The following is a 23,633-nucleotide window of genomic DNA, read 5'->3' as shown; positions in this document are numbered from 1 at the left end:
TTCGATAATAATCCCTGTGAGGAGACAACGGTGTGATTCCCTTAACTGAACAGTATAGATGGCATCCGTCTCTAAGATGGCACAGGGGGTATCGATGACCGGATGGCTGTTGGTTTTCAAATAAAATAATCGGATTTAAAAAATGAAAAGAATAATGGGTCTTGGCTTTTTATGGATAGTGATGCATTCCGCCTCAGCACAACAGCCGATGCGTGGTGGCCCGCCGCCGGAAGCCTTGACGGCTTGCAGCAGCGCGCAGAGCGGGGAGGCCTGCCGCTTTACCGCTCCTCATGGCACCGTCAGCGGTGTCTGTCGGCAGATGAGGGAGCCGCAGCTGGTGTGTGTGCCGAAGGATGGACCGCCGGGCGGGCGGGCGCCCACCCAGGATAGGGGTGGGCGTCGGGGGATGATGCCATTGCCGGAGACAGTCGATATTGACCGGGAATATGCCGCTGCCGTATCGGTCAAGAGCCGTATCCCGGATACCGGCCAGGGCAGTTGTTTTGACAACCAGGGCGTCATTCCCTGTCCTGCACCCGGTGAGCCGTTCTACGGCCAGGATGCCCACTACAGTGGGGTCAGACTCGGCTACCGGGATAATGGCGATGGCACTGTCACCGACCCCATTACCGGCCTGACCTGGCAGCAGGCACACCATGCCAAACGCCTTGGCTGGTCGTCGGCCAAGGCGCAGTGTGAATCGCTCAATCTGGGTGGACACACCGACTGGCGACTGCCCAATATCAAAGAGCTGTACTCCATCGCCGATTTTGCTGGCGCCACCGGACGCCGGCCATTTCTTGATCCGTTATTTGAAATCCATGAGCCGGATGCTTCGTTGCTTGAGCATGATCGCTTTGCCGCCACCCACCATACCGACATGATGGGGCAGACCTGGTCGGTGACCCGATATACCGGCGATCACTGGGATCGTAAAGGGGTGGAGGCCGCTTTCTTCTTCAATTTCCTGGATGGACGCATCAAGCAGGCTCCGACGGCTGGACGACAGGGGCTGTTTTATCGTTGCGTACGGGGCCAGGAGTGGGGCGCCAATCGACTGCAGGATAACCGGAATGGCACCGTAACGGATCAAGCCTCCGGGCTGATGTGGCAGCAGCAGGATGACGGTAAGCCGCGTCTCTGGAAAGATTCGCTGGCCTATTGCGAGAATCTATCGTTTGCCGGATATCGGGATTGGCGATTGCCGAATGCCAAGGAGCTGCAGAGTATTGTTGATTACCGTTATCACGACCCGGCCATCGATCCGGCATTTTTTCGGCAGCAGGATCGAAAGGGTTGGTTCTGGACTTCCACGACGCACGGAGAGAATACCCGCCAGGCCATCTATCTCTGTTTTGGCAAATGTATATCGGTGGACGGTGTCGATGTGCACGGTGCCGGGGCTCAGCGTAGTGACCCGAAAAGCGGTGATCCGGCTCGATACAGCGAGGGGTTGGGTGGGCAAAAGGATCAGGTGCGTATCCGCAATTACGCCCGTTGTGTCCGTTCGGTCGAGTAACTTAGGCGGCGGCGATGACCGGGATGATGCAATTGCGCCCGCCATGCTTGGCCGCGTACAACCGCTCATCGGCCTGGGCAATCATCTTTTCAACACTGTTCAGGGTCAGATCGTCTGATAAGCCCATGCTAATGGTTACTTTCAGCCCGGGATCGATGTCGTGCCAAGGATGGCTTTCGATATTGTGTCTGAGCGCTTCACAACAGTGTGCGGCCTGTTTCAGGGTTGAATTCGGGAAAAGTATCACGAACTCTTCACCGCCGTAACGGGCGGCCACATCGCTCTTTCGAACGCCTTTGCCTATCAGCTTGGCCACCTGGCGCAAGACTTCATCACCCACAGCGTGGGAGAGCCGGTCATTGACTTGCTTAAAGTGATCCAGATCGCCCACCATGACCGTCATGGGATGGCCGTAACGCCGGGATTGCTCGTATAGTTTATGTGCCTGTTCGTCAAAATGGCGCCGGTTGAACAGATGGGTCAGTGGGTCTTTGATACTGAGTTCGCGTAACGCATCGGCCTGTTTCTGTACCAGTTCGGATGATTCACGCAGTTCCCGGTGCGCCCGGCTGAGTTCACTGTTCATTTGGTTAAAGGCGCGGGCCAGTTCACCCAGCTCATCATCGGAGGTGATCGGTACCGGGTGCTCGGCCTCTCGGTCTTTACGCATCGAACGGATAGCCGAAGTGAGCAGACGCAGTGTTCGGCTGATACGGTTTCCGGTGATAACGCCAATCAATAGTGCCAGTATAAAGGCCACAGTGATGCCGATGAGCAGTGCCTGCCGCATTGCTTCGAGATAACCGTGGTCGCTTGGCGTCAATATCGGTTCTCCGAGGGGGGCAATCAGCAGGCGCACCTCTCCCCGGACCTTGATGGGGCGGGTAAGCTTCACGACGGCTGGCGGCGCCTGTGAGCCGGTCGGATAATCCTCCCAGCCGGTGAGTACGATACCGGATGGATCCAGGACCAGAAAATGGAAGGGGGGTTGGTTGCGCCGATCGATAACCGGCGGGGACGGTTCTGGCGCCGGTCCACGAAGCGGTGGGAATGGGGGGCTGTTGCGCTGATCGCTAGCTGTTTGGAACGGTTCTGATGCCGGTCTACGAAATGGAGGCATCGGAGGTAATCGGGGCACGTTGCGCTTTTGGCGAACGAAATCTGGAAATCTTTCCTGGCGGCTTCCGTTCTCCCAGCTGCCATATTTTTCCAGATAGTCTTGGATATCGCTGCTGAAATTGACGTAGGCCTGGTCCATGATCGCCTGTTCGAAACCGCGCATGAGAATCATGTAGGCGACACCGCCCACCGTGCCGGCGCTCAGCAAACCGACAATCAGTAAGGTCACGGTCAATTTGTTTTGCATTCTCACGCGGTCTGACTCCACCGGATGGACGGTATGAGACTCACTCCAGACGCCGACTATAGCCGAATGAGCCGGAGTGTCAAACGCGTTGTATCAGGCGGGAGGCAGGTTTCATAAGGGTTTGTGACAGACTGACAGGTTAAGCCGACAGCCGGGTGGACGGGTAGTCGAACAGTTCGTCTGTATCGGGGTGTTCCGAGGGTTCCGCTTCAGAATCGGCCGAACCGTTCCCGGTTAATCGAATCACCGGGCTGGCGGTTTCCAGTTGGCTGCCGACTGAAAATCCGGCGACCAGTCGCTTGAGCTCCCAGGAGAGATTGGCGAGACTGGTGCCGGCTTCAACCGCCTGGCGCGCCTGATCCACCGTTTGGTCGGCGAAACGGGAGATATCCAGGGCATCGTGGTTGATCACGGCGGCGACGGCCTGTTTATGGGTGACCGCGTCGAGGATATCGCTGTTCATGGACGATAGAGTCGCGATGCCGGTGGCGATACGTCTGAGTGACGCTTCGGTACTGCCGGTCTGCTCCACCGCCTGCGTCATGCGCTGCTGACTCCGGTCAATGGATCCGACCACGGTAACAATACGTTTTTGGATCTTATTGATGGTGTTCTGTACCAGATGGACGGAATCGTGAGTGCGTTTAGACAAGGTGCGTACTTCGTCGGCGACCACGGCGAAGCCTCGTCCCACCTCTCCGGCGCGGGCCGCCTCAATGGCGGCGTTCAGGGCGAGCAGGTTGGTCTGTTCGGCTATCTCTTGAATCACTTTGAGGATGTTTTCGATTTCGACGCTATCCTTGGATAGCTTGTTCACTTCATCATGGGCTTGTGCCATCTCATTGGAGAGATCGACCACCACTTCACGTGTTTTTTCTATAATGGCGACACTCTCGACCGCATCGCGGTCCGCCTGACCGCTGACAGAGGCGGCCAGTTCGGCGTTTTCCGTCACCTGATCGATTTTGCCTTGCAGATCGGTGAGCGCCGAGGCGATGGATTTGGACTTCTGCCGCTGTTCGCTCATATTTTCCAGCGTACGGTTATTGGTATCGGATGAGCGGGCGATATCACTGACCAGATGCTCAACAAAACCGTTAACCGTAATAATCACCTGCTGCCAAGAGTCAAGTAGGCTGTTGAACGCCTTGGCCGCCGCACCGATGTCATCCCGGCTGTCGTCGGCAGCGCGCAGATAGAGTGAACCGGACTGTTCCACTTGCAGAATGGTATCGGAGAGCCGACGAATCGAACCTAGTACGCTACGGTTGACCGACACGCCGACCAGTAACGCCAGCAGGGCACCGAGCACCAACAGGATCCAGTTTGTCGTTACCATCTGCGTGCTGTTTTCCATTACCTGGGCGGTACCCGCCCACTGCAGTTGCTCTTGTCGTTGGGACAGGGCGCTCAGTTGTGCTTCCAGCGCATGCTGGGCCGGAATGGCATCGTGACTCATCCAGTAGTTGGCTTGGTTCCAGGTCTTCTTGCGACGTAGCTCGATGATCTCATCAGGGAGTGAACGAAACGCGCGATAAGCCTTGAGGTATGCCTTCCACTCTTCGGCTTGCTCGGCATTGAACATCACGTCCGCCATGCCCAACTCCTGAAAGCGGGTGGTGTTGCGTTGCCAGTAAACTTCAATTTTGTCGCTGAATTTTTTATCACCGGTGAGCAGGAAGGCGCGGATGTTAGCCAGGGTCAATACCAGACTGCCTTGAACTTCAGCCATGTTGGCCAACACCTGTTTGCGCAGCTTGCTCGATTCCATGTATTTTTCCAGATCGATCATCCTGGCGATCTTATCCGACATGATATCCGCCAACGGCTCCGCCTCCTCCTTGAATTTACTCAGGGCCGGGATATTTTCGGCGCTGTGGGCGGTCGATTCGATCCGCCCAAGTATCTCCATCAAGAGATCGAGTTGGTGGTTGATGCCGTCCAATTGTTCCTGCATGACCGGATCCTCGCCTGATGCCAGTGTTTGCAGTGTTTCCAGGGCCGGGTTGATCTGTTCCGAGAGCACGTTTTTTCTCACCGCGATGAATTGCGGGTCGTCCAGTAGCATCCAGGCGCGCAGCGAGGCGAGTGAAGCATCGATACCCGCTTTCAATTTCAGGCTGGCCTGAACCAGCGGCGCCTGGGTCTCCACCATCCGTTCGGTAAGGGTTTGATTGCGATTGATCTGGATAATATTGATCAGAACCACTACCCCCATAATGGTGACAATGGAGGCGAGTCCGGCCATCAAACGAAAACGCAAGGTGAGATTTTTAAAGCGATTCATAGCGTGCTCCAAAGCGGAGTTGTGGTGAGTGATACGGGGTTAGTTATAGCGGTGGCCTGTGACAAGGGCATTACCGTGATTGCCGATTTATATCCGGATCGATGGGTATCCGGCGTGGTGTCGTTCAAGCCACAGCATGATGTAGATGTGGGTTGTTGGGACGGCGGCGACGTTCAATGAACAGGCTGTTTCCTTGCAACTGCTTTGCCTCACGTTTGGCGCAACTGGCCAGCGATGCCACATCATGGTGACTTTTGCAGGCGGCGGGATCGGGCACCACACTGCCGATAGAGAGTGTCAGGAGTGGGAAGAAACGGTATTTTCCGACCCGATCCTGGGACCAGATACCTTGCTGAGAAATATCCTCGCGGCTGTAATAGACGGGGGCCCTCTCTTCAAAGCGGCGCAAGATGGCTTGGCAGTGGGTTTGCCAATTGTCGCTTTGAAAAATCAGGATGAAATCATCGCCACCGATATGACCGATAAAATCCTGCTCATGTTTGACCTCTGATCGCAAGATGTCAGCCAGGTCCTTAATTACCTGGTCTCCTTTTTCATAACCGTACTTGTCGTTGAACGGCTTGAAATTGTCCAGGTCGCAATAACAGACAACGAACTCCTGCTGTTCGCGCAGCAGATGATCCAGTTCTTCGTAGATGGGTACGTTTCCAGGCAATAGGGTCAAGGGGTTGGCATAGCGGGCGCTGCGTACCTGCATCTCGGTGATAACCTTGAGCAGATCAATAACCGAACCGACGCCGAGGTAACTCCCGTTCTCGGTGATGATAAACTCCAACTCCTTGTTCTGTTTCATCTGTTCACTGATCAGGCCGCTTGCCTGCTCGATCGGTAAGCTTGTCTCCAACATCAGGGTGTTGTGATCGAGACATTGCACGATCGGCTTTTTGCCGTGCAATTCACGGCCATAGCGGGTAAGCAGGAGATTCATCAGGTTGTTGCGTCTAACCAGTCCGAGCGGCTGTTGGTTGTCCACCACCGGCAGACTCTCCAATTGCGGGGCCATCTGGAATATTTGCGCGCTCTCCTCGATGCTGGTGGTAGCGGCGATGCCGGGAACGCTCTGCAATAGGTCGCTGATGGTAGTGGTGAAAAAGCTGCGGCGATTTGTCTGTAGCAAGTCGTGCGGCGTTTGAGTGAAGGCGCTCTTGGCGAGGGTGGTGACAGGGATTTGTGCCGGTCGTGCAAAATAGTAACCCTGGAAGAATTCAATACCCAGTTTGGCCACGCAGCGGAACTCGTCGGCGGTCTCGACGCCTTCTCCTACAACCTTGCAATTGAGTCCGCGGGCAATATTTTTAATAGAGCGCACAAACTCCTGCTTGACCCTGTCTTCATGGATGTCCTGCATGAAGTGACGATCAATCTTCACATAATCGGGGCGTAGTTCCGACCACATGCGCAATCCGGCATATCCGGCCCCCAGATCATCGATGGCGATCTCGAACCCCATCGATTTATAGTGGTGTTTGGCTTCGCGGATCGCTTCATAGTTTTCTGTCGGGAACTGCTCGGTCAGCTCGATAACCACCTTTTCCGGCGGCAACCCCACGTGTTTGAGAATGTCCAGGGTGGAGCCGGTGCGAAAGTTTGGCTGAAACAGGCTTTCCGGACTGGTATTGAGAAACAGCTTGCCATCCAGGTTGAGGCGCACGAACTGTTGGATCGATACCTCACGACACAGCACCTCCAGCTCGACCAGATGGCCGTAACGTGCCGCCGTCTCAAACAGTGTGACTGGAGAATGTAATGGTGTATCGGAAGGGCCGCGAATCAGTGCTTCATATCCGAAAATTTCCTGCTTCTTATTATTAACGATGGGTTGGAACAGTACGGTCAGTGAGCGTTCGCGTATGATTCGGTAGAGGTATTCTTCCAGGGAGTATTGCATAGCCGTTGTTTTCTAACCTGTCGTTTGTTTTGACAGGCGCAAGGCTAAGTGTTGGTTGTTACTGTTTTATGAATGGCGTGGATTTGAATTCCGGGTGATGCGATTTATTCTGGATCTACAGACGCCACTAACGGTTGCTTACAGTCGATGCAGAGATACTGCTGGCCCTGCAGTACCCGCTTATGGCGGATGCTGCTGAGTCGATGGGTGCGGCAGTCGCAACGATAGTTGAAACGTTTCAGTCGGCGGCGACTGGCACGACTGATATCGTAGTTGTGGCAGCGAGATGCCTCGGCTCCAAACAGTTGCATCACCTCGCGCCATTCCGCGCCATGAGGTTTGATCTTCTGACCAAAAAACCGGCGGGCAACGACGTGGGCCACTTCGTGGGGTACGGTACGCCGCAGAAAATCTTCCTGATTTTCAATCAAAAGCAGCGTGTTATAACGGATGACGGGCGTACTGCGGTGTGGGAACAGGGCCATCCCCGCCGCTTTGCCGGTGAGATTGAACTGTATGATCACCTGGTCCGGATCTTTGTGGTAATGATCGCCGGCGGTGGCCAGTAATCGGTAGGTCAGTGCTTCCACTTCCTGTCTTAGTGCGGTCTCGAGCATCCGCGAAGATTACACCATCCGGTGCAGGATGGCATCGCCCTTGTGAAAATCGTGGCGGGCGTTTGCCCGCCTTGCGGATACGCCACGTCCGATCCGGACGGTGGCGTATGGATAAACCGATCTACTCAACCAACAGCACGATCAGCTCGACCGGGCCGTGTACCCCATAAGCCAGGGTTTGTTCGATATCGGCCGATTTGGACGGACCGGATATCAGTAGGGCATTGGTGGGCATGCCGGCCGCCCACTCTTCGGCGGCGATGGCATCGGCAAAGGTGTTGTGCAGTTTGTCCGCTTCCACTACCGCAATATGTACCGGCGGCACCAGGGAAAAGGTGCGCGGTTCCTCCGGGGTCGGCCAGAGAATCATCGCCCCCACTTCGGCAATGCCGCTACGGGTCGAGGTGATGGCGGCGTCGATATCGAAAAACAGCTCCTCTTTCCAGCCGTCCACCTCCACTTCGCGGGTGACCAGTTCCGGTAGGTCATCTCCGTTTCTCCAGGTCGCCTCGATCTTTTCCGCCAACGGTCCGGCCGGTGCATAGAGCAGGTTGCGCAACTGTTTCTCTTTCGCCAGTTCAGCCAGCTTTTTTGCCCAATCGGCTTCGCTCACCCGATGCACTTCGGTCCTCACCGAGCGCATGGCCTGGCAAAAGTGGTCGATGCGCTCCGATCGGTTCCAGTCGGGGGATGTCAACGAACGATCCAGGTCAATCGGCGCTTTTTCGTCGCTTTTGGCACGCAGGCGGGCCAGGATGTTGTCACGTGCCTTACTCATTGTCGAAACCCTCTTCACGGGCCAGCTGGTGTAACGATTTGGGTGCGATCTTCGGGGCTGTGCGTACACGGGTCCAGGGACCGAGTTTATTGGGGACGACACCGCGCAACAGTGTGGCCAGCTTGGTGCCGGAGCGATAGATCGTGGGGCTGGCATGGGCCCAGCTCCAGAGTTTCCAGATCAGTGCCTCTTTGCCGGAGCGCTGTGAGCCTTGTCCATTGGTGGCACCGGTATGGTCGTCCCGCACCTGTTCATAGCGCAGACGATGCAGCAGTTTCGGCAACGGAATCTTGACCGGGCAGACTTCGCCGCAGGCACCGCACAGGGTGGAGGCGGTGGGCAGTACCCCAAAGTTGTCCAGACCGAATTTCTGTGGTTCGATTACCGAGCCGATCGGCCCGGGAATGAGGGAGCCGTAAGCGTGGCCGCCGATACGGGTGTAGACCGGGCAGTGGTTCATGCAGGCGCCGCAGCGGATGCAACGCAGGCTGTCGAACAGTTCCTCATCTTCGTAGATCTTGGAGCGCTGGTTGTCCAGCAGCACCAGGTGCACCTCTTTCGGGCCGTCCCGTTCGCCCGGTTTGCGCGGTGAACTGATCATATTGAAGTAGGTGGAGATATGTTGGCCGCTGGCAGAGCGGGTGAGCAGTTTTAGCAGTGGCGGTACGTCGGCCAGCTTTTCCACCACTTTCTCGATGCCGGTCACGGCGATGTGTACCGGCGGTACGGTGGTGCACATACGACCGTTGCCTTCGTTCTCCACCAGGCAGAGGGTGCCGGTCTCGGCCACGGCAAAGTTGACCCCGGATAGCCCCACTTCGGCTTCGAAGAATTTGCTGCGCAGGACTTTTCGCGCACTACGGGTCATGGTCTCGATATCTTCACTGTAGGGGATATCAGGATGTTTCTCTTTGAAGAGCCGGGCGATCTCCTGCTTGCTCTTGTGAATCGCCGGGGCAATGATGTGAGAAGGGGTTTCGTGGTCCAACTGAATAATGTATTCGCCCAGATCGGATTCGATGCAGTTTTTTCCCTGCGCCTCGAGGAAGTGGTTCAACTCCATCTCCTCGGAAACCATCGATTTGCCCTTGATCATGCGGTTGGCCTGGTGGCGCTCCATGATGTCGAGCACAATCCGGTTGGCCTGTTCCAGGGTTTCGGCCCAGTGCACCTGAATACCGTTGCGGGTGCAGTTGGCTTCCAACTGCTCGAGTAGTTCCGGTTGTTTGGCCAGGGCATTGGCGCGAATTTTTGATCCGGTGATGCGCAACGTTTCCAGGGCCGCTTTGTCCGGAAAGGCGTTGCTCCGCTTCTCCATCAGTCCATCCATGGCGATGCGGAAATTACTGCGCAGTTGCGGGTTGTTCAGCGCTTTCTGCACGCGCTGGTCGAATTCAGCTTTTTGCTGCATGGGTACGCTCCCAGAGGAAACTGGCGATGTGCTGGCCCTGGGGGCCGATGCCTTGGTGTTGCAGATGTCCGGTGATGTTCATCAGGCAACCGCAATCGCCACTGACCAGTTGGTCGGCGCCGGTATCGGTGATGGCCTGGGCCTTATCCGCCACCATGGCGGCGGAGATGTCCGGATGCTTGACGGCGAAGGTGCCGCCGAAACCGCAGCACTCGGCCTTGCGTGCCTGTTCCACCAACTGCACATTGCCGAGTTGGCGCAACAGCGTTTCGTGCTCATCGGCGACGCCCATTTCTCGACGGGCGGAGCAGGAGGTGTGCAGGGCCACTTTGGTGGGTTCCCCCAGGTCCTGCAACTCTATCTTCAGCACATGGACCAGGAACTCGGTCAGCTCGAACACCCGCTGGGAAAAGTCGTTAACCAGGGCTTCTTCCGGCAAGCCCTTGAACACTTCCGGATAGTGGTGACGCATCATGCCGGCACAGGAGCCGGAGGGGACGATAATGGGATAATCCTTGGGAAAACAGCGTAATTGATTGAGTACCACTGCCCGGGTCTGTTCGCGGAAGCCGGAGTTCCACGCCGGCTGTCCGCAGCAGGTTTGATCCTGTGGAAAGATTACCTGGACGCCTTCGCGCTTGATCAATTGCATGCCGGCGAGGCCGGCCTGGGGATAGAGCAGGTCGATCAGGCAGGTGCCGAAGTAATAGACCTTATCCGGCCTGTCCGGGTAGTGCTTCGCCAGAGACATAGTGACTCCTGAATATTTTGAATCAAAAAAGTTAACTCACGCTATCGTCGGAGAGGGTAGGCACAATGGACCATCTCCAACGTGTAGCTTGTTTATTCAACAACTGCCAAACAGTTGAGATCTCACGCTGACAGACCGCGCAATGAGCGCTGCTTGCGCACCTCCTCGCGGTCGATCTGCTGCAACGACTCCTCCACGAACACCAGGTGTTCCTGGGCCGCCTGGCGTGCCTTCTCCGCATCGCCTTCAATCACCATGTTCATCAGCCGTTCATGCTGGTGACTCAGCGGCTCGAACACCCGGGGCAGGGTGTAAAGCTTGTCCAGGTTGTGCGAAATACTGCTCTGCAGCAGGGTGAACAATCCGCGCATCACATGCAGCAGCACCAGGTTATGCGACGCCTCCACGATGGACAGGTGGAAGGCGGCATCGGCGCGCGCCTCGTCCATCGGGTCGGGGTTGCCGTGGTCCCTGATCATTATGTCGAAACAGCGTCTGATCTTCTCCTTGTCCTCGTTAGTGCTGCGTAAAGCCGCGTAGTAGGCGGCAGTCCCCTCCAGGGCATGGCGGGTCTCCAGCACGTCGAAGCGTGATTCCGGCATCTCCCGTAGCAGGGCAATCAGCGGACTGACAAACGACGGCTCCAGTGATTCGCAGACGGTGGTACCGCCGCCGTGCCGGGTTTCAAGCAGCCCCTTGCTGTTGAGCTTCTGAATCGCCTCCCGCAGTGACGGTCGTGATACCTCCAGCCGGTGGGCCAGTTCACGCTCGGCCGGGAGCTTCTCGCCCGGCTTGAGGCTGCCCCGGGCAATCATGGCTTCCAGTTTTTCCGCGATTTGATCGGACAATCGTTGATGTTTCATTTCTGCTCTCTTGGCTCCCGACAACTGGTAAGACCAATTGTTTTTGAGTGTAGATGGATTTTTTAAAAAAGAGAAGTCTTACCGGGCTATTTTATCAAATTCCCAACGAAAATAACGCCATAAGGGGGGTATATATAGGGAGTAAAATGCGCTTTTCGAGCGATTGTGAACTGTTTGACATTAGGGAAGCCATGGGGTAAAAATTAAGTGGCCTGACCAATTAACCAGTTTGTCAGGCGACAGGATGGCCTCGTCAAACCACCTCGGGATAGTGATCCGCGCAGGGTAAAAGCCGGAGAGAAGGTGGTTGACCGGGAGGCTGTCACCCTGTTTCCCCATTGGAGTGAAAAGAACCATGAAGAGAAAATTGATCTCGGTAGTATCCGCCGCCGCTCTGGCCATGAGTGTCGCCAGCGGCGCCGCACTGTCTGCGGAAAAGAAAACCCTGCTGAAAGTTCCCGTTTACTTCGGTACCCACCTGACCGGCCTGGGCAGCACCCCGAAGTGGCTGGCGGAGCATCTGAATGTCGCCAGCGGTGGCAGCGTCAAGATCAAGGTCTACGAGCCGGGCAAACTGATTCCCCCCAAAGAGATCCTGGAATCGGTGGCCAGCGGCAAGGTGAATGCCGGCTACACCACCCCGGGTTACAACACAGGCGTGCTGGGCACCAAGGCTGGTATCTTCTCCGCCGTACCGTTTGGTCCGGATGCGCCGGAGTTCCTCGCCTGGATCTACTACGGCGAAGGCCGCAAGCTGTGGCAGGAGATGTATGACAAAAAGGGGCTGAACGTGCATGCCATCCCCTGCGGTATCATCGCTCCCGAAACCTCCGGCTGGTTCAGCAAGCCGATCGACAAGCCCGAGGACCTGCAGGGCGTGCGTATGCGCTTCTTTGGCCTGGGTGCCCTGGTGATGGAGAAGATGGGTGTCTCTACCAGCCTGCTGCCTTCCAGCGAAATCTTCCCGGCGCTGGAGAAGGGAGCCATCGACGCCACCGAGTTCTCCATGCCGGCCATCGACAAGCTGCTGGGCTTCCACAAGATCCTCAAGTTCAACTACTACCCCGGCTGGCACCAGCCCGCCACCCTCTTCGAGTTGGTCATCAATGGGGATACCTGGAAGGGTATGGATGAGTCACAGCAAGGCTTGGTGGAGATGAGCTGCAAGGCCGCCATGCTGGACGGCCTGGCGCTGGGCGAGGCGATCCAGTTCCCGCAGATGAAGGAGAACCTGGAAAAGAATGGCGTTGAGAACCGCTACTGGTCGGCCGAAATCCTGGATGCCTTCAGGAGCAAGTGGGCCGAGGTAGTGGCCGAGGAGTCCGCCAAGGACCCCGAGTTCAAGGCCATCTGGGATAATCTGGAGAGCTTCCGCAACGACTATGCGGTCTGGAACAAGTGGGCCTTCCTGCCCCGTCCGGGCACGGTACGCGAGCAGTAATTCGCAATTGTCCGCGGGACCCGGTTCCGGGTTCCACGGACAGACCCCGGGTTAGGGGTCGGAGTCAAATTTGTTCCCGACGTGCGGGAGGCGACCGCGCAGGTGGGAGCCGGTTTGGCTCCGGCCCCTGACCGATACCACCCTTTTTTTCCCCATGATCCGCCGGTTTGCGCGTCCAACGCGACCCAGGCCGGGCGGTTCCGAGACAGTATCGAGGCATGAGATGAATCAACCCAACGATCTGGAATATCGCATTCCCATCGTCGATGCCCTGAACGGATTCGTGCAACGTATCGGTCAGGTAATGGCCTGGAGTAACGTCCTGCTGATCGGCATTATTCTGGTGCAGGTGGTGCTGCGTTACGGTTTCAATCACGGATTGGTTTATCTGGAGGAGCTGATCTGGCACGTCTACGCGGTCGGCTTCATGTTCGGTCTCAGTTTCGCCATTACCAACGACTCGCATATCCGGGTCGATATTGTGCACATGAACCTCTCCCGCGCCGCCCAGCACCGCTGGGAGATTTTCGGCCTGCTGTTTTTGCTGTTGCCGTTTATCGTGGTGATTTTTCTGCACAGCCTGGAGTGGGTCTACTACTCCTACGACATCGGCGAGAGTTCCGCCAATCCCACCGGCATGCCTTACCGCTGGGTGGTCAAATCGGTCATCCCGATCAGTTTTGCCCTGCTGTTTATCGCCGCCATTGCCCGCCTGATCCGCGAGATCACGCTGTTGCTGCATCTGGCCCGTGAGCCGGAAGAGCCCTATCCGGGGCGCGTCTCCATGTTGCGTCACCTGTTCCGTGTCCAGGAGCTGAGCGATGACGCGAACCGTACCACCGATAAACATGGGGAGGGCTGAGCCATGGAAATGAATGAAATCCTTGTCATCGCGATGTTCGTCAGCTTCATCGCGCTGCTGTTTACCGGTTTTCCGGTGGCTTGGGCGCTGGCCGGTGTCGGCGTGCTGTTCGCCGGCGTGGGCTACCTGGCGGACAACCACCTGGATACCATGACCGGTCTCGACTACTCGACCCTCGGCCTGGCGGTGGGGCGTATTTTCGGCATCATGGACAACTGGGTACTGGTGGCCCTGCCGATGTTTATCTTCATGGGGCTGATGCTGGACAAGTCCGGCGTCGCCGAGCGCATGATGCACGCCATGCAAGGGCTGTTTGGCCGGGTGCGCGGCGGCCTGGCGATCGCCGTGACCCTGATCGGCATTATCCTGGCCGCCTCCACCGGTATTATCGGTGCCTCGGTGGTACTGCTGGGCGTGATGTCCCTGCCGGTGATGATGCGCCAGCAATACAGCAAAAGTCTGGCACTGGGTACCGTGGCCGGCGCGGGCTGCCTCGGTATCCTGATCCCCCCCAGCATCATGCTGGTGATCATGGGTGACCAGATGGGCCTGTCGGTTGGCGATCTGTTCATGGGGGCCGTCTTCCCGGGCATCATCCTGGGTATCTTCTACATGCTCTATATCCTCGGCTTCTCCTTCTTCAGGCCGGCCTCGGCGCCGCTCGCGACCGATGCCCAACCCGTCAGCCTGGCGGTGGTTTGGAGTGTGTTCAAGACCATCCTGCCGCCGGCGGCCCTGATCCTCGCGGTACTGGGTTCCATCTTCGCCGGTATCGCCACGGTCACCGAGGCCAGCGGTATCGGTGCCCTGGGCGCCGTCATCATGGCGGCCGGTTACCGGCAACTGAGTTGGGAGGTATTGAAGGAGGTGACCATCAACACCTTCAACACCTCGGCCTATATCTTTGCCATCTTTGTGGGCGCCACGGTGTTCGCTTTGGTGCTGCGTGAATTGGGTGGCGATCAGCTGATCGAGGCCACGCTGACCGGCTTGCCGTTCGGTCCCTACGGCATCATCGCCTTTATCCTTGGCGTGGTATTCCTGCTCGGTTTCTTCCTCGACTGGATCGAGATCAGCCTGATCATCCTGCCGCTGCTGGCACCGGTGATCAAAGGTCTGGGCCTGGATATCGATGGTCACGGCGTGGTGGACAATCCGGAACTGGTCTGGTTTGCCCTGCTGGTGGCGGTGACACTGCAGACCTCGTTTCTGACCCCACCGGTCGGTTTTGCCCTGTTCTACCTGAAAGGTGTCTGTCCGCCGGGGATCACGTTGCTGGATATCTACAAGGGCGTGGTCCCATTTATCCTGTTGCAACTGTTGGGTCTGTTGGTGGTGGCGCTGTTCCCCGAAGTGGTCACCTGGCTGCCTTCGGTGGCCTATGCTAATTAGGCGGTAGTTTTCCTGATTAAGATGGTTATGAATCAATTACCTTTGGTGCAGGTAACCGATGTCAGCTGACTACAGAGCGTTAAAGCGCGACCTGGAAGGGTTTATCGGGTCTGACCGGCTGATCGATGATCCGTTGCGTACCCTGGCCTATGGCACCGACGCCAGCTTTTACCGGTTGATTCCGCAACTGGTGGTAAAGGTCGATGACGAATCCGAGCTGGTGCGGATTCTGGCGGCCGCACACCGTTGCCACACGCCGGTTACCTTTCGCGCAGCCGGTACCAGTCTCTCCGGGCAGGCGATCAGCGACTCCGTGCTGTTGCTGCTATCCGGCGATTACTGGCGCGGTTACACGATCAATGAGGACGCTTCCATCATCCGGTTGCAGCCGGGGGTGGTCGGTGCCTGGGCCAACAGTTACCTGGCACCTTATCAGCGCAAGATCGGCCCCGATCCCGCTTCCATCAATGCCGCCAAGATCGGCGGTATTGCCGCCAATAACGCCAGCGGTATGTGTTGTGGTACGGCCCAGAACAGCTATCACACACTCGCCAGTCTGCGTGTCGTGCTGGCCGATGGTACGGTGCTGGACACCGCCGACGCGGATTCGATAGCCGGCTTCAAGAGATCTCACGCTGAACTGCTGACGGCGCTCGTCACACTGGCGCAAGAGACGCGCGCCAATGATGAACTGGCCGAGCGTATCCGCCACAAGTATCGGTTGAAGAACACCACCGGCTACAGTCTCAATGCCCTGATCGATTTTGAAGATCCCATAGAGATCCTGCAGCACTTGATGATCGGCTCCGAAGGGACGCTGGGCTTTATCTCCGAGATCGGGTATCGCACGGTGCCGGATCATCCGTTCAAGTCGACCGCCCTGATTTTGTTCCCGACGGTCGAAATCGCCTGTCAGGCGGTGGCCAAACTCAAGCAGTCGCCGGTGACAGCGGTGGAGTTGATGGACCGCGCCGCCTTGCGCTCCGTGCAGGATAAACCGGACATGCCGACCTGGCTGCGAGAACTGGATGAGGAAGTGGCCGCCTTGCTGGTGGATGTGCGTGCTGCTGATCCGGATGCGCTGCAGCGGCAGGTGGCGGATATACGGCAAGTGCTGCAGCAGATAGAACTGGTGCGTGAGGCGGAATTCACCTTTGATGCAGCGGCCTATCAGGCGTTGTGGAATATTCGCAAGGGGCTGTTTCCCGCGGTCGGGGCGGTGCGTACCACCGGCACGACGGTCATCATCGAAGATATCGCCTTCCCGGTGCCGCAGTTGGCGGCGGCGGTCAGGGGGCTGCATCAGCTATTCGAAAAATATCATTACCATGAGGCGCTGATTTTCGGGCATGCCCTGGAAGGGAATTTGCATTTCGTCTTTACCCAGGATTTCAGTACCGCCCAAGAGGTCCAGCGTTACCAGGGGTTGATGGATGAAGTGTGCGAACTGGTGGTGGCTGACTACGGCGGTTCGCTGAAGGCGGAGCACGGTACCGGACGCAATATGGCGCCGTTTGTGGAAATGGAGTGGGGCAGCGATGCCTACCGGTTGATGTGGCGGCTGAAAAAGCTGTTCGACCCCGCCAACCTGCTGAATCCCGGTGTGATCCTGAATGAAGATGCCGAGATTCATCTGAAAAATCTCAAACCCTTGCCGGCGGCCGACCCGTTGATCGACAAGTGCATCGAGTGCGGTTTTTGTGAGCCGATCTGTCCCTCGCGCAACCTTACGCTCACGCCGCGTCAGCGCATCGTCTCCTGGCGTGAAATTTCCCGTTTGAAACGGACCGGTGAAGATCCCCAGCGGTTGCGGCAGTTTGAAAATGATTACAGCTACCAGGGGTTGGACACCTGTGCGGTGGATGGGCTTTGTGCCATCGAATGCCCGGTGGGCATCGATACCGGCAAATTGACCAAGCAGATTCGCCAGACCCGACAGGGTGCGGGAGCGGCCCGTGTCGGTGATTGGGTGGATCACCATTTTGCCGGTGTCGCCGCCATGACTCGGGCTGGACTGAAACTGGCTGCGCTCTCCCAAGACCTGTTGGGTGATCGGCTGATGGGTAAAACCACCGGCCTGATACGCCGCCTGAGTGGCGAGCGGTTTCCACAATGGAATCCCGCCATGCCGCGTGCAGCAGGAAAACTGCAGCCGCCCGTCAGTGAGGCAGCTAACTATAACGGTACCGTAGTCTATTTCCCCAGTTGTGTTACCCGCACCATGGGGCCGGCCAAGGGCGATCCCTTCCAGGACGATCTGCATCAGGTTGTACAGGACCTGCTGGCTAAGGCGGGCTATCGAGTCATCATGCCGCCTCGGCCCGAGGGGCTCTGCTGCGGCATGGCATTGGATAGCAAGGGGTTGCCGGAACAGGCGGCGCAAAGCCTGCAACGGCTGGAGCAGGCGTTGTGGACGGCCAGTGAACAGGGGCGCTATCCGATCCTGTGCGATACCAGCCCCTGTACCTTTCGGATGATTGAACAGTTCACACAACCGTTGCAGATCCATGAGCCGGTAAGCTTCATCAATCGTTATCTGCTGCCGCATCTGCAGCGCACCCAACAGGTGGATCAAATCGCGCTGCATGTCACCTGTAGCAGCCGCAAGATGGGACTGGCCGATGCCATGCGCGAGCTGACAGAACAGTGTGCCCGGCAAGTGACTGTTTCGGAGGATAAAGGGTGTTGCGGGTTTGCCGGTGATAAAGGTTTTACCCGGCCCGAGTTGAATGCCTCGGCCTTGAAACGGTTATCGGAAGCTTTGCCTCCGAATTGTGAAATGGGCGTCTCCAACAGCCGTACCTGTGAAATCGGCCTGTCACGGCATGGAAGAATCGCTTATCAATCCATCGTCTATCTGGTGGATCACTGTTTTACCGGAAGAGAGTCTGCTTGATGGGGTAGAGAATGGCTGAACCGAATCATTGTCGACGCCGGCTTTTGCCGAGGGAGTAGCTGAAAAGCTTGATTGTTAATTCCGTAGTCAAACCGATCGCCGATGCAAGGCGACACTTATCCATTTGGTATTGATGACGCAGGAGTATGACCATGACACGATCCACGCTCCCCACCATTTCCAAAATACAGATCAGAACCGTCTGCGTAGCGATGCCCAACCCACACAAAACGGCCAGTGGGGTGGTATCGGAGTCCCCCCTGGTATTGACCGATCTGATTGCCAGTGACGGCACTGTCGGTCACAGCATCGTGTTCACCTATACCAAGGCGGCCCTTAAGCCTACGGCCGATTTTATACACGGCATTCAGGACCTGGTGGTGGGGCAACCGTTGGCCCCCCGATTCGTCAGTCTCGCGTTGGAGAACAGATTTCGCCTGCTTGGTACACAGGGGCTGGTAGGCATGGCGTTGTCCGGTATCGATATGGCGCTGTGGGATGCGCTGGCGAAATCGCAAGGAAAATCACTGGTGCACCTGCTGGGCGGCGCAGAAAAACCGGTGTCGGCTTATGGCGCCGTCGGCTTTGACGGTGTCGCGGGATCCGCCCGGCAAGCGGAAGCCTGGGCCAAGCAAGGCTTCAAGGGGATCAAGGCGAAGATTGGCTACCCATCCGTGGCGGAAGATCTGGAAGTGATCAGGGCGATGCGTAGCGCCATCGGACCCGAGGTGTCGATCATGATCGATTACAACCAGTGTCTGCGTCCGCAAGAAGCCATTAACCGTATTCACCGGTTGGAAGACGAGGGGCTGACCTGGATCGAGGAGCCGACCCTGGCCCACGACTATGCCGGCCACGCGCAAATTGCACAGGCCGTGCGTACCCCGATTCAGTGTGGTGAAAATTGGTGGGGCATCCTGGATATGCAGCACGCCATCGATGCCCAGGCGTCCGATTACATGATGCCTGATGTGATGAAGATCGGCGGTGTGACCGGTTGGCTGCGTGCCGCCGAATTGGCGCACGCAAAAGGGATTTTGTTATCGAACCACCTCTGGCCGGAAGTGAGCGCGCAACTGTTGACGCTAACGCCCACCGCCCACTGGTTGGAGTATGCGGATTGGTGGAACCCGATCCTGGTGGATCCACTCCAGGTCAAAGACGGTACGGTGTTGCATGACGGTGAACTGGGCACCGGCTTGATCTGGAATGAATCGGCAATAGAAAAATATGCGGCGTAACTAATCGGAAGTTAAACGGCGAATAAAGCTTCAGGTTGCCTAATGCCTGCTGGCCATTTTTATGCGCGTCGCCGGGTTTTAACATGTTGGACGATTTTCGTGAGCGCAGTAGCACACGCTCACTAAAAAATTATAACGACCAGGGAGGCGATCTATAGTCGTAGTTTATTTATTAAATAAAAAATGATGGAGAGAGGATGAAAACGATAACAGCCATATTATTGGCACTGTCCCTGGGTACCTTTTGCGGTCAGCTCTCCGCGGCGGATATCCTGGTGGTTGAGAGCTATCACCCATCCTATTCGTGGGATGCCAGTTATACCAATGCATTAAAGGCGGTATTGGGTGATAAAAACAAGCTGGTTTTCTTCCAGATGGATACCAAGCGGTTACCGGCAACGGCGCATGCGGAACAAGCTGAAAAGGCGTGGTTGACCTATCGAAAACTGAAACCCGCTTTGGTTATTCTGGGGGATGACAATGCGTTGAAATATCTCGGGCCGCGGCTGGCCAAAGAGTCGGTACCGGTGGTCTATCTGGGTATCAACAATAATCCACGTAGTTACTTCGATACGGCGCCGAGCAATTTTACCGGTGTGTTGGAGCGGCCATTATTCAAGCGCTCAATCGCTTCCCTGGCCAAGATATTAAAACCCCGCCCTAAAAAAATTCTGTTACTGTTCGACGCCGGCACCACGGCAAAGGCGGCGGTCAATGAAGCGTTCGAAGGCAATATCTGGGTCAACGTATTCGGCGTGTCGGCAAAGCTGCGTCTGATAAAAAGCTGGGTCGAATGGAAAATACAGATTGCCGAAGCACGCCGGCACGGCTATGACGCCATCATCATGGGGTTGTACCACACCATCACCGATATCGATGGGCGCAATATCCCGGCTCAACAAGTGATGGCCTGGACGGTTGAGCACGCCACGGTACCGCTGTTCTCGTTTTGGGATTTCAGTGTCGGCAAGGATATGACGGCAGGCGGTTTGGTGCTGAGCGGTGAAGAGCAGGGGCGGTTGGCCGGTGCCATCGCCCAGCAGATATTGTCGGGAGCCGATCCTTCACACATCTATCCGAAAACCGCCGAACAGGGGCGTTACCTTTTCAGTCGGAGCCGACTGAATGAATACCACCTGACACTGCCGGCGGCCATTAATCAGGTTAGCACCCTGGTTGACTGACACCCTGTTCTTCACGCGTAGCACGTTGTGCTGATCACCTATCTGAGGAGAAATAACATGCAGAACCAGAATGTCGCTAGTCGCACCCGTCTGATGCTGTTTGTCACCCTATTGGTAACTGCTATTTTATCGGGGTATCTGTTGTTCCACTATTTTGAGCTGCGTGACAACCTGCAGCGCGATATGACGGCGGTTGCCGAATCCACAGCCAATCGGCTTGCCCGGCAACTGGCGGCACCGCTCTGGTCGATCAATGAACAACAGGTCAATGCCACGCTGGAGTCGGAAATGTCGCAATCGGAATTGGACGGCGTGGAGATTGTCGATCCGGTAGATGGGCGGGTGTTGTTTGAACGCGCGCGGGATGGGGTTAAAACCGGCGTCACGCTCACAGAACAAGCGGCGATTACGGCCAAGCAAACGGTCAGCACTGAGGCGGGTGAACCGATTGGCATTGCCCGGGTGCATATCTCTCGCGCTTTCATGCATACGACTTTGCTCGCAGCGATTGGGCAGCGGGCGGTAGAGTTATTTGTGCTTGGAATTTTGTTGGTGCTGTCCCATTTCCTGTTGCTACGCCGATGGTCGCGAGTTTGATCTGATAAATATTCGGTGAGGTTTGTCTCGTCAAAAACACTTACCCAATCTAAGGGAAAATACGGTAGGGGCGACGCTCAAATTGTGATCGACTGTGGATACTTGGATATTTAAGTTCTCCGGCGTCTAGCCGTTATATCTGAAACCACTGCCGTCCCATTCAGAATCGTCATGCCTGAATTAAGTGCTTGTAATAGGATAGCTTTTGGAACTTCATAATTATTGGCGACATGACAGTGCCTTTTAGGGCGTCCTTTCTCCCCTAGGGAGACAAATCGGCAGGGAGCCGATTTGTATGCCTCTGGCACCCGAAGGGTGGTCTACCGGGATGTGGACCATGAACGACAGGATGAGGGGTAATAAAACCAAGCGGTTAACGGTATTTATCTCCTCGCCTCAACCCTCTCCCTGAGGGAGAGGGAGTTTATGGGACAGCCGTGACCTGAAGCACCTGTTGGCGGGTGCTCCGCTCACAATTGATATCCTGCAGCAGCGGATTTGCAGACAAAATAAGACAAGAGGAAAGGTTGATGCTCAAATCACTTTCGATCAGATATAAGCTCCTGTTGGTCATCGCCATTTCATTGATCGGCTTTGTTATTCAGGGTGTCGTGACCTTTGGTGTGCTGGACGATATGAATGAAGCATCCGGTCAGCTTGAAGCGGCGCAACAGGCAGCCCAGGTGATTGCCAGCACCCAGTCGGAGGTGCTTACCCTGACGTTACAGAAGCGCGCTGTGAACCGGGAAACGGAAGCGGCCTATCGTGCCAGTCTGGAGCGCGCCCTGGAGCAGCAGCAACAACATTTAAGCGCCGTTGCGGAGGGTTTGAAATCGGCCGAATTGACCGGCCATATCGAACATCTGCAAACATCGTTGCAGGGGTATTTCAAACAACTTCTTCTGTGGCATGAAGTGAGCCTGACCTTGGGACTGGATGATCAATCGGGTTCGCTGGGTGTATTACGCGAAAAGGCCGCCGTACTGGAAGCGCTGGTCAAGGGGTTTTCCGCCATGGAGCGTGCGTTCACCAAAGTGGTCAGTGTGGAGAGAGAGAGTTTTAGCAGCGGCAAGCCCACCGATGCGAAACCCTTTGAGACCGAGTCGGGCGTGTTGAAGGCATTGATTGTGGAATTGCAGTTTGAAGACACCTTCATGCCGGCGATCGATGCCTACGCCGCGGCATTTCAGGCCGCGCACGAACAGTATCAAAAGCGTGCCGAAATCGATCAGGCGCTGTTGCAACAGGTTCCGCAGATAGAGCAGGCGGTGACGGCCGCCGCCGAATTCATCAATGTCAAACTGTTGGCTGAGGCGCGGAGTACCGAACAGGCGGTGAGCCAGCAGGCTCGCTACACGCTGATTGCCGCCGCCGTGATCACCGCCACCATACTGATCCTTCTGTTATTGTGGATCGGCCGTACGGTAAACCGGGGTCTGACCGATACGCTGGGATTGTTGGCCAATTTCTCGGCCGGCAATCTGGCCGCCAGACTCACCGGTTACGAGAATACCCGGGATGAGTTCGGCCAGTTGGTGGCGTCGGCCAATGCCATGGCGGAGAGCCTGGGTGGGCTGGTGCATCAGGCGGACGATGCCAGTCGGGAGATGGTGGGTATCTCTGAAGAGCTATCCGGCTCGACCGGTCAACTGGTTTCGGTCAACCGACAAATCAACGATCAGACACAGCAGGTGGCGGCCGCCTCCGAAGAGATGAGCGTCACCGCCAATGAAGTGGCGAGTACGGTCAATGATCTGAACCGGGCCGCCCAGAAGACGTCTGAAGCCGGTGACGAAAGCACACGTCTGGTTACCCGCACCGAAGAGGCGATACGCGATATCGCCAGGGTGGTGAACGATGCCGCGGAGATGGTCCGCAAGCTGGGTGAGCGATCCAACCAGATCGGCGTGGTGGTGGATGTGATCAATGAAATCGCCGAGCAAACCAACCTGCTGGCGTTGAATGCGGCGATCGAAGCCGCGCGTGCCGGGGATGCCGGACGCGGGTTTGCCGTGGTGGCGGATGAGGTGCGCAACCTGGCGACCAAGACTGTTGAAGCGACCACCCAGATTGTCTCCTCGGTGGATGAGATTCAGGGGGGCAGCCGGGAAGCGATGGCGGCGATGGAGCGGGGCCAGCAGTCGGCAGAACGGGGCGTCACCCTGGGTGAAGAGGCCAAGGCGTCGATGGATATGATGCGCGATCAGACGGCCAAATCGTCGGAGCGTACCGCCCAGATCGCCACCGCGATCGAGCAGATGAGCGTCACCATCCGCGAGATCAGCAAGAACATCGAACAGGTGGCGGAAGAGGTTAAGAGCAGCCAGCAAGCCGCCGATTCGATCGACAATACCAGCCGCGTGGTGGCGGACAAGGCGAGTCAGTTGAGTGCCGTTACCGGAGCGTTCAAGACCTGAACAGATTGCAAGTGCCGGCCTCAAGGGGGGCAGTGGTTATTTCAGATCGGTTGTAGGGGCAACCCCCTGTGGTTGCCCGCTGTTCCGAGGGACCCGGCAAAC

At 56.7% G+C, this 23,633-nt stretch carries 17 protein-coding genes; 9 read left to right on the top strand and 8 right to left on the bottom strand.

What is annotated here, in order from left to right:
• Positions 1 to 142: 142 nt before the first annotated feature.
• Complete coding sequence (locus ACQY5R_RS09500) at positions 143 to 1,519, top strand: DUF1566 domain-containing protein (RefSeq protein WP_428607431.1); 1,377 nt, start codon at positions 143 to 145, stop codon at positions 1,517 to 1,519.
• 1 nt (position 1,520) lies between these two features.
• On the opposite strand, the gene ACQY5R_RS09495 is transcribed toward ACQY5R_RS09500, so the two are convergent.
• The 8 genes from ACQY5R_RS09495 to ACQY5R_RS09460 all read right to left on the bottom strand — a co-directional run bounded on the left by ACQY5R_RS09495 (position 1,521) and on the right by ACQY5R_RS09460 (position 11,501).
• Positions 1,521 to 2,885 (bottom strand): diguanylate cyclase, encoded by a 1,365-nt coding sequence (locus ACQY5R_RS09495; protein ID WP_428607428.1) that lies wholly within the window; start codon positions 2,883 to 2,885, stop codon positions 1,521 to 1,523.
• Between the two features lie 139 nt (positions 2,886 to 3,024).
• Positions 3,025 to 5,172: a methyl-accepting chemotaxis protein gene (locus tag ACQY5R_RS09490; protein ID WP_428607426.1), complete on the bottom strand. Its 2,148-nt coding sequence runs from the start codon at positions 5,170 to 5,172 to the stop codon at positions 3,025 to 3,027.
• 124 nt (positions 5,173 to 5,296) lie between these two features.
• Positions 5,297 to 7,081 carry a GGDEF domain-containing protein gene (locus ACQY5R_RS09485; protein ID WP_428607424.1) on the bottom strand — a complete coding sequence of 595 codons (1,785 nt, stop codon included), beginning with the start codon at positions 7,079 to 7,081 and terminating at the stop codon, positions 5,297 to 5,299.
• Positions 7,082 to 7,185: 104 nt separating this feature from the next.
• On the bottom strand, positions 7,186 to 7,698 hold the full coding sequence (locus ACQY5R_RS09480; protein WP_428607421.1) for a SprT-like domain-containing protein: 513 nt from the start codon (positions 7,696 to 7,698) through the stop codon (positions 7,186 to 7,188).
• Positions 7,699 to 7,819: 121 nt separating this feature from the next.
• Positions 7,820 to 8,476, bottom strand: coding sequence for a LutC/YkgG family protein (locus tag ACQY5R_RS09475; protein WP_428607418.1), 657 nt, complete (start codon positions 8,474 to 8,476; stop codon positions 7,820 to 7,822).
• Positions 8,469 to 9,887 (bottom strand): LutB/LldF family L-lactate oxidation iron-sulfur protein, encoded by a 1,419-nt coding sequence (locus ACQY5R_RS09470; protein ID WP_428607416.1) that lies wholly within the window; start codon positions 9,885 to 9,887, stop codon positions 8,469 to 8,471. The genes ACQY5R_RS09475 and ACQY5R_RS09470 overlap by 8 nt, the downstream gene beginning before the upstream one ends.
• Positions 9,871 to 10,638 carry a (Fe-S)-binding protein gene (locus tag ACQY5R_RS09465; RefSeq protein WP_428607414.1) on the bottom strand — a complete coding sequence of 256 codons (768 nt, stop codon included), beginning with the start codon at positions 10,636 to 10,638 and terminating at the stop codon, positions 9,871 to 9,873. Before ACQY5R_RS09465 ends, ACQY5R_RS09470 begins: the two co-directional genes overlap by 17 nt.
• Positions 10,639 to 10,760: 122 nt before the next feature.
• Entirely contained in the window at positions 10,761 to 11,501 is a 741-nt protein-coding gene (locus tag ACQY5R_RS09460) for an FCD domain-containing protein (RefSeq protein WP_428607412.1), read from the bottom strand.
• 355 nt (positions 11,502 to 11,856) lie between these two features.
• On the opposite strand from ACQY5R_RS09460, the gene ACQY5R_RS09455 reads away from it, so the two are divergent.
• The 8 genes from ACQY5R_RS09455 to ACQY5R_RS09420 all read left to right on the top strand — a co-directional run bounded on the left by ACQY5R_RS09455 (position 11,857) and on the right by ACQY5R_RS09420 (position 23,531).
• On the top strand, positions 11,857 to 12,942 hold the full coding sequence (locus ACQY5R_RS09455; protein ID WP_428607410.1) for a TRAP transporter substrate-binding protein: 1,086 nt from the start codon (positions 11,857 to 11,859) through the stop codon (positions 12,940 to 12,942).
• 223 nt (positions 12,943 to 13,165) lie between these two features.
• Positions 13,166 to 13,804, top strand: coding sequence for a TRAP transporter small permease subunit (locus ACQY5R_RS09450; protein ID WP_428607408.1), 639 nt, complete (start codon positions 13,166 to 13,168; stop codon positions 13,802 to 13,804).
• A 3-nt stretch (positions 13,805 to 13,807) separates the two neighbouring features.
• Complete coding sequence (locus ACQY5R_RS09445; protein ID WP_428607405.1) at positions 13,808 to 15,196, top strand: TRAP transporter large permease; 1,389 nt, start codon at positions 13,808 to 13,810, stop codon at positions 15,194 to 15,196.
• Positions 15,197 to 15,254: 58 nt separating this feature from the next.
• Positions 15,255 to 18,092 (top strand): FAD-binding and (Fe-S)-binding domain-containing protein, encoded by a 2,838-nt coding sequence (locus tag ACQY5R_RS09440; RefSeq protein ID WP_428607403.1) that lies wholly within the window; start codon positions 15,255 to 15,257, stop codon positions 18,090 to 18,092.
• 152 nt (positions 18,093 to 18,244) lie between these two features.
• On the top strand, positions 18,245 to 19,333 hold the full coding sequence (locus ACQY5R_RS09435) for an enolase C-terminal domain-like protein (protein ID WP_428607401.1): 1,089 nt from the start codon (positions 18,245 to 18,247) through the stop codon (positions 19,331 to 19,333).
• Positions 19,334 to 19,530: 197 nt separating this feature from the next.
• Positions 19,531 to 20,517 (top strand): ABC transporter substrate-binding protein, encoded by a 987-nt coding sequence (locus ACQY5R_RS09430; protein ID WP_428607399.1) that lies wholly within the window; start codon positions 19,531 to 19,533, stop codon positions 20,515 to 20,517.
• 57 nt (positions 20,518 to 20,574) lie between these two features.
• Positions 20,575 to 21,114, top strand: coding sequence for a hypothetical protein (locus ACQY5R_RS09425; protein WP_428607397.1), 540 nt, complete (start codon positions 20,575 to 20,577; stop codon positions 21,112 to 21,114).
• A gap of 530 nt (positions 21,115 to 21,644) precedes the next feature.
• Positions 21,645 to 23,531: a methyl-accepting chemotaxis protein gene (locus ACQY5R_RS09420; protein ID WP_428607395.1), complete on the top strand. Its 1,887-nt coding sequence runs from the start codon at positions 21,645 to 21,647 to the stop codon at positions 23,529 to 23,531.
• Positions 23,532 to 23,633 lie beyond the last annotated feature (102 nt).

It is taken from the genome of Sedimenticola sp., from assembly GCF_050289425.1.
Lineage (GTDB): Bacteria > Pseudomonadota > Gammaproteobacteria > Chromatiales > Chromatiaceae > Sedimenticola.
This window is presented reverse-complemented; position numbering and strand designations above follow the sequence as displayed.

Bases quoted from the DNA above. Each gene is read 5' to 3' on its own strand.
- ACQY5R_RS09500 (WP_428607431.1), top strand. From the start codon at position 143: ATGAAAAGAATAATGGGTCTTGGCTTTTTATGGATAGTGATGCATTCC.
- ACQY5R_RS09495 (WP_428607428.1), bottom strand. From the start codon at position 2,885: ATGCAAAACAAATTGACCGTGACCTTACTGATTGTCGGTTTGCTGAGC.
- ACQY5R_RS09490 (WP_428607426.1), bottom strand. From the start codon at position 5,172: ATGAATCGCTTTAAAAATCTCACCTTGCGTTTTCGTTTGATGGCCGGA.
- ACQY5R_RS09485 (WP_428607424.1), bottom strand. From the start codon at position 7,081: ATGCAATACTCCCTGGAAGAATACCTCTACCGAATCATACGCGAACGC.
- ACQY5R_RS09480 (WP_428607421.1), bottom strand. From the start codon at position 7,698: ATGCTCGAGACCGCACTAAGACAGGAAGTGGAAGCACTGACCTACCGA.
- ACQY5R_RS09475 (WP_428607418.1), bottom strand. From the start codon at position 8,476: ATGAGTAAGGCACGTGACAACATCCTGGCCCGCCTGCGTGCCAAAAGC.
- ACQY5R_RS09470 (WP_428607416.1), bottom strand. From the start codon at position 9,887: ATGCAGCAAAAAGCTGAATTCGACCAGCGCGTGCAGAAAGCGCTGAAC.
- ACQY5R_RS09465 (WP_428607414.1), bottom strand. From the start codon at position 10,638: ATGTCTCTGGCGAAGCACTACCCGGACAGGCCGGATAAGGTCTATTAC.
- ACQY5R_RS09460 (WP_428607412.1), bottom strand. From the start codon at position 11,501: ATGAAACATCAACGATTGTCCGATCAAATCGCGGAAAAACTGGAAGCC.
- ACQY5R_RS09455 (WP_428607410.1), top strand. From the start codon at position 11,857: ATGAAGAGAAAATTGATCTCGGTAGTATCCGCCGCCGCTCTGGCCATG.
- ACQY5R_RS09450 (WP_428607408.1), top strand. From the start codon at position 13,166: ATGAATCAACCCAACGATCTGGAATATCGCATTCCCATCGTCGATGCC.
- ACQY5R_RS09445 (WP_428607405.1), top strand. From the start codon at position 13,808: ATGGAAATGAATGAAATCCTTGTCATCGCGATGTTCGTCAGCTTCATC.
- ACQY5R_RS09440 (WP_428607403.1), top strand. From the start codon at position 15,255: ATGTCAGCTGACTACAGAGCGTTAAAGCGCGACCTGGAAGGGTTTATC.
- ACQY5R_RS09435 (WP_428607401.1), top strand. From the start codon at position 18,245: ATGACACGATCCACGCTCCCCACCATTTCCAAAATACAGATCAGAACC.
- ACQY5R_RS09430 (WP_428607399.1), top strand. From the start codon at position 19,531: ATGAAAACGATAACAGCCATATTATTGGCACTGTCCCTGGGTACCTTT.
- ACQY5R_RS09425 (WP_428607397.1), top strand. From the start codon at position 20,575: ATGCAGAACCAGAATGTCGCTAGTCGCACCCGTCTGATGCTGTTTGTC.
- ACQY5R_RS09420 (WP_428607395.1), top strand. From the start codon at position 21,645: ATGCTCAAATCACTTTCGATCAGATATAAGCTCCTGTTGGTCATCGCC.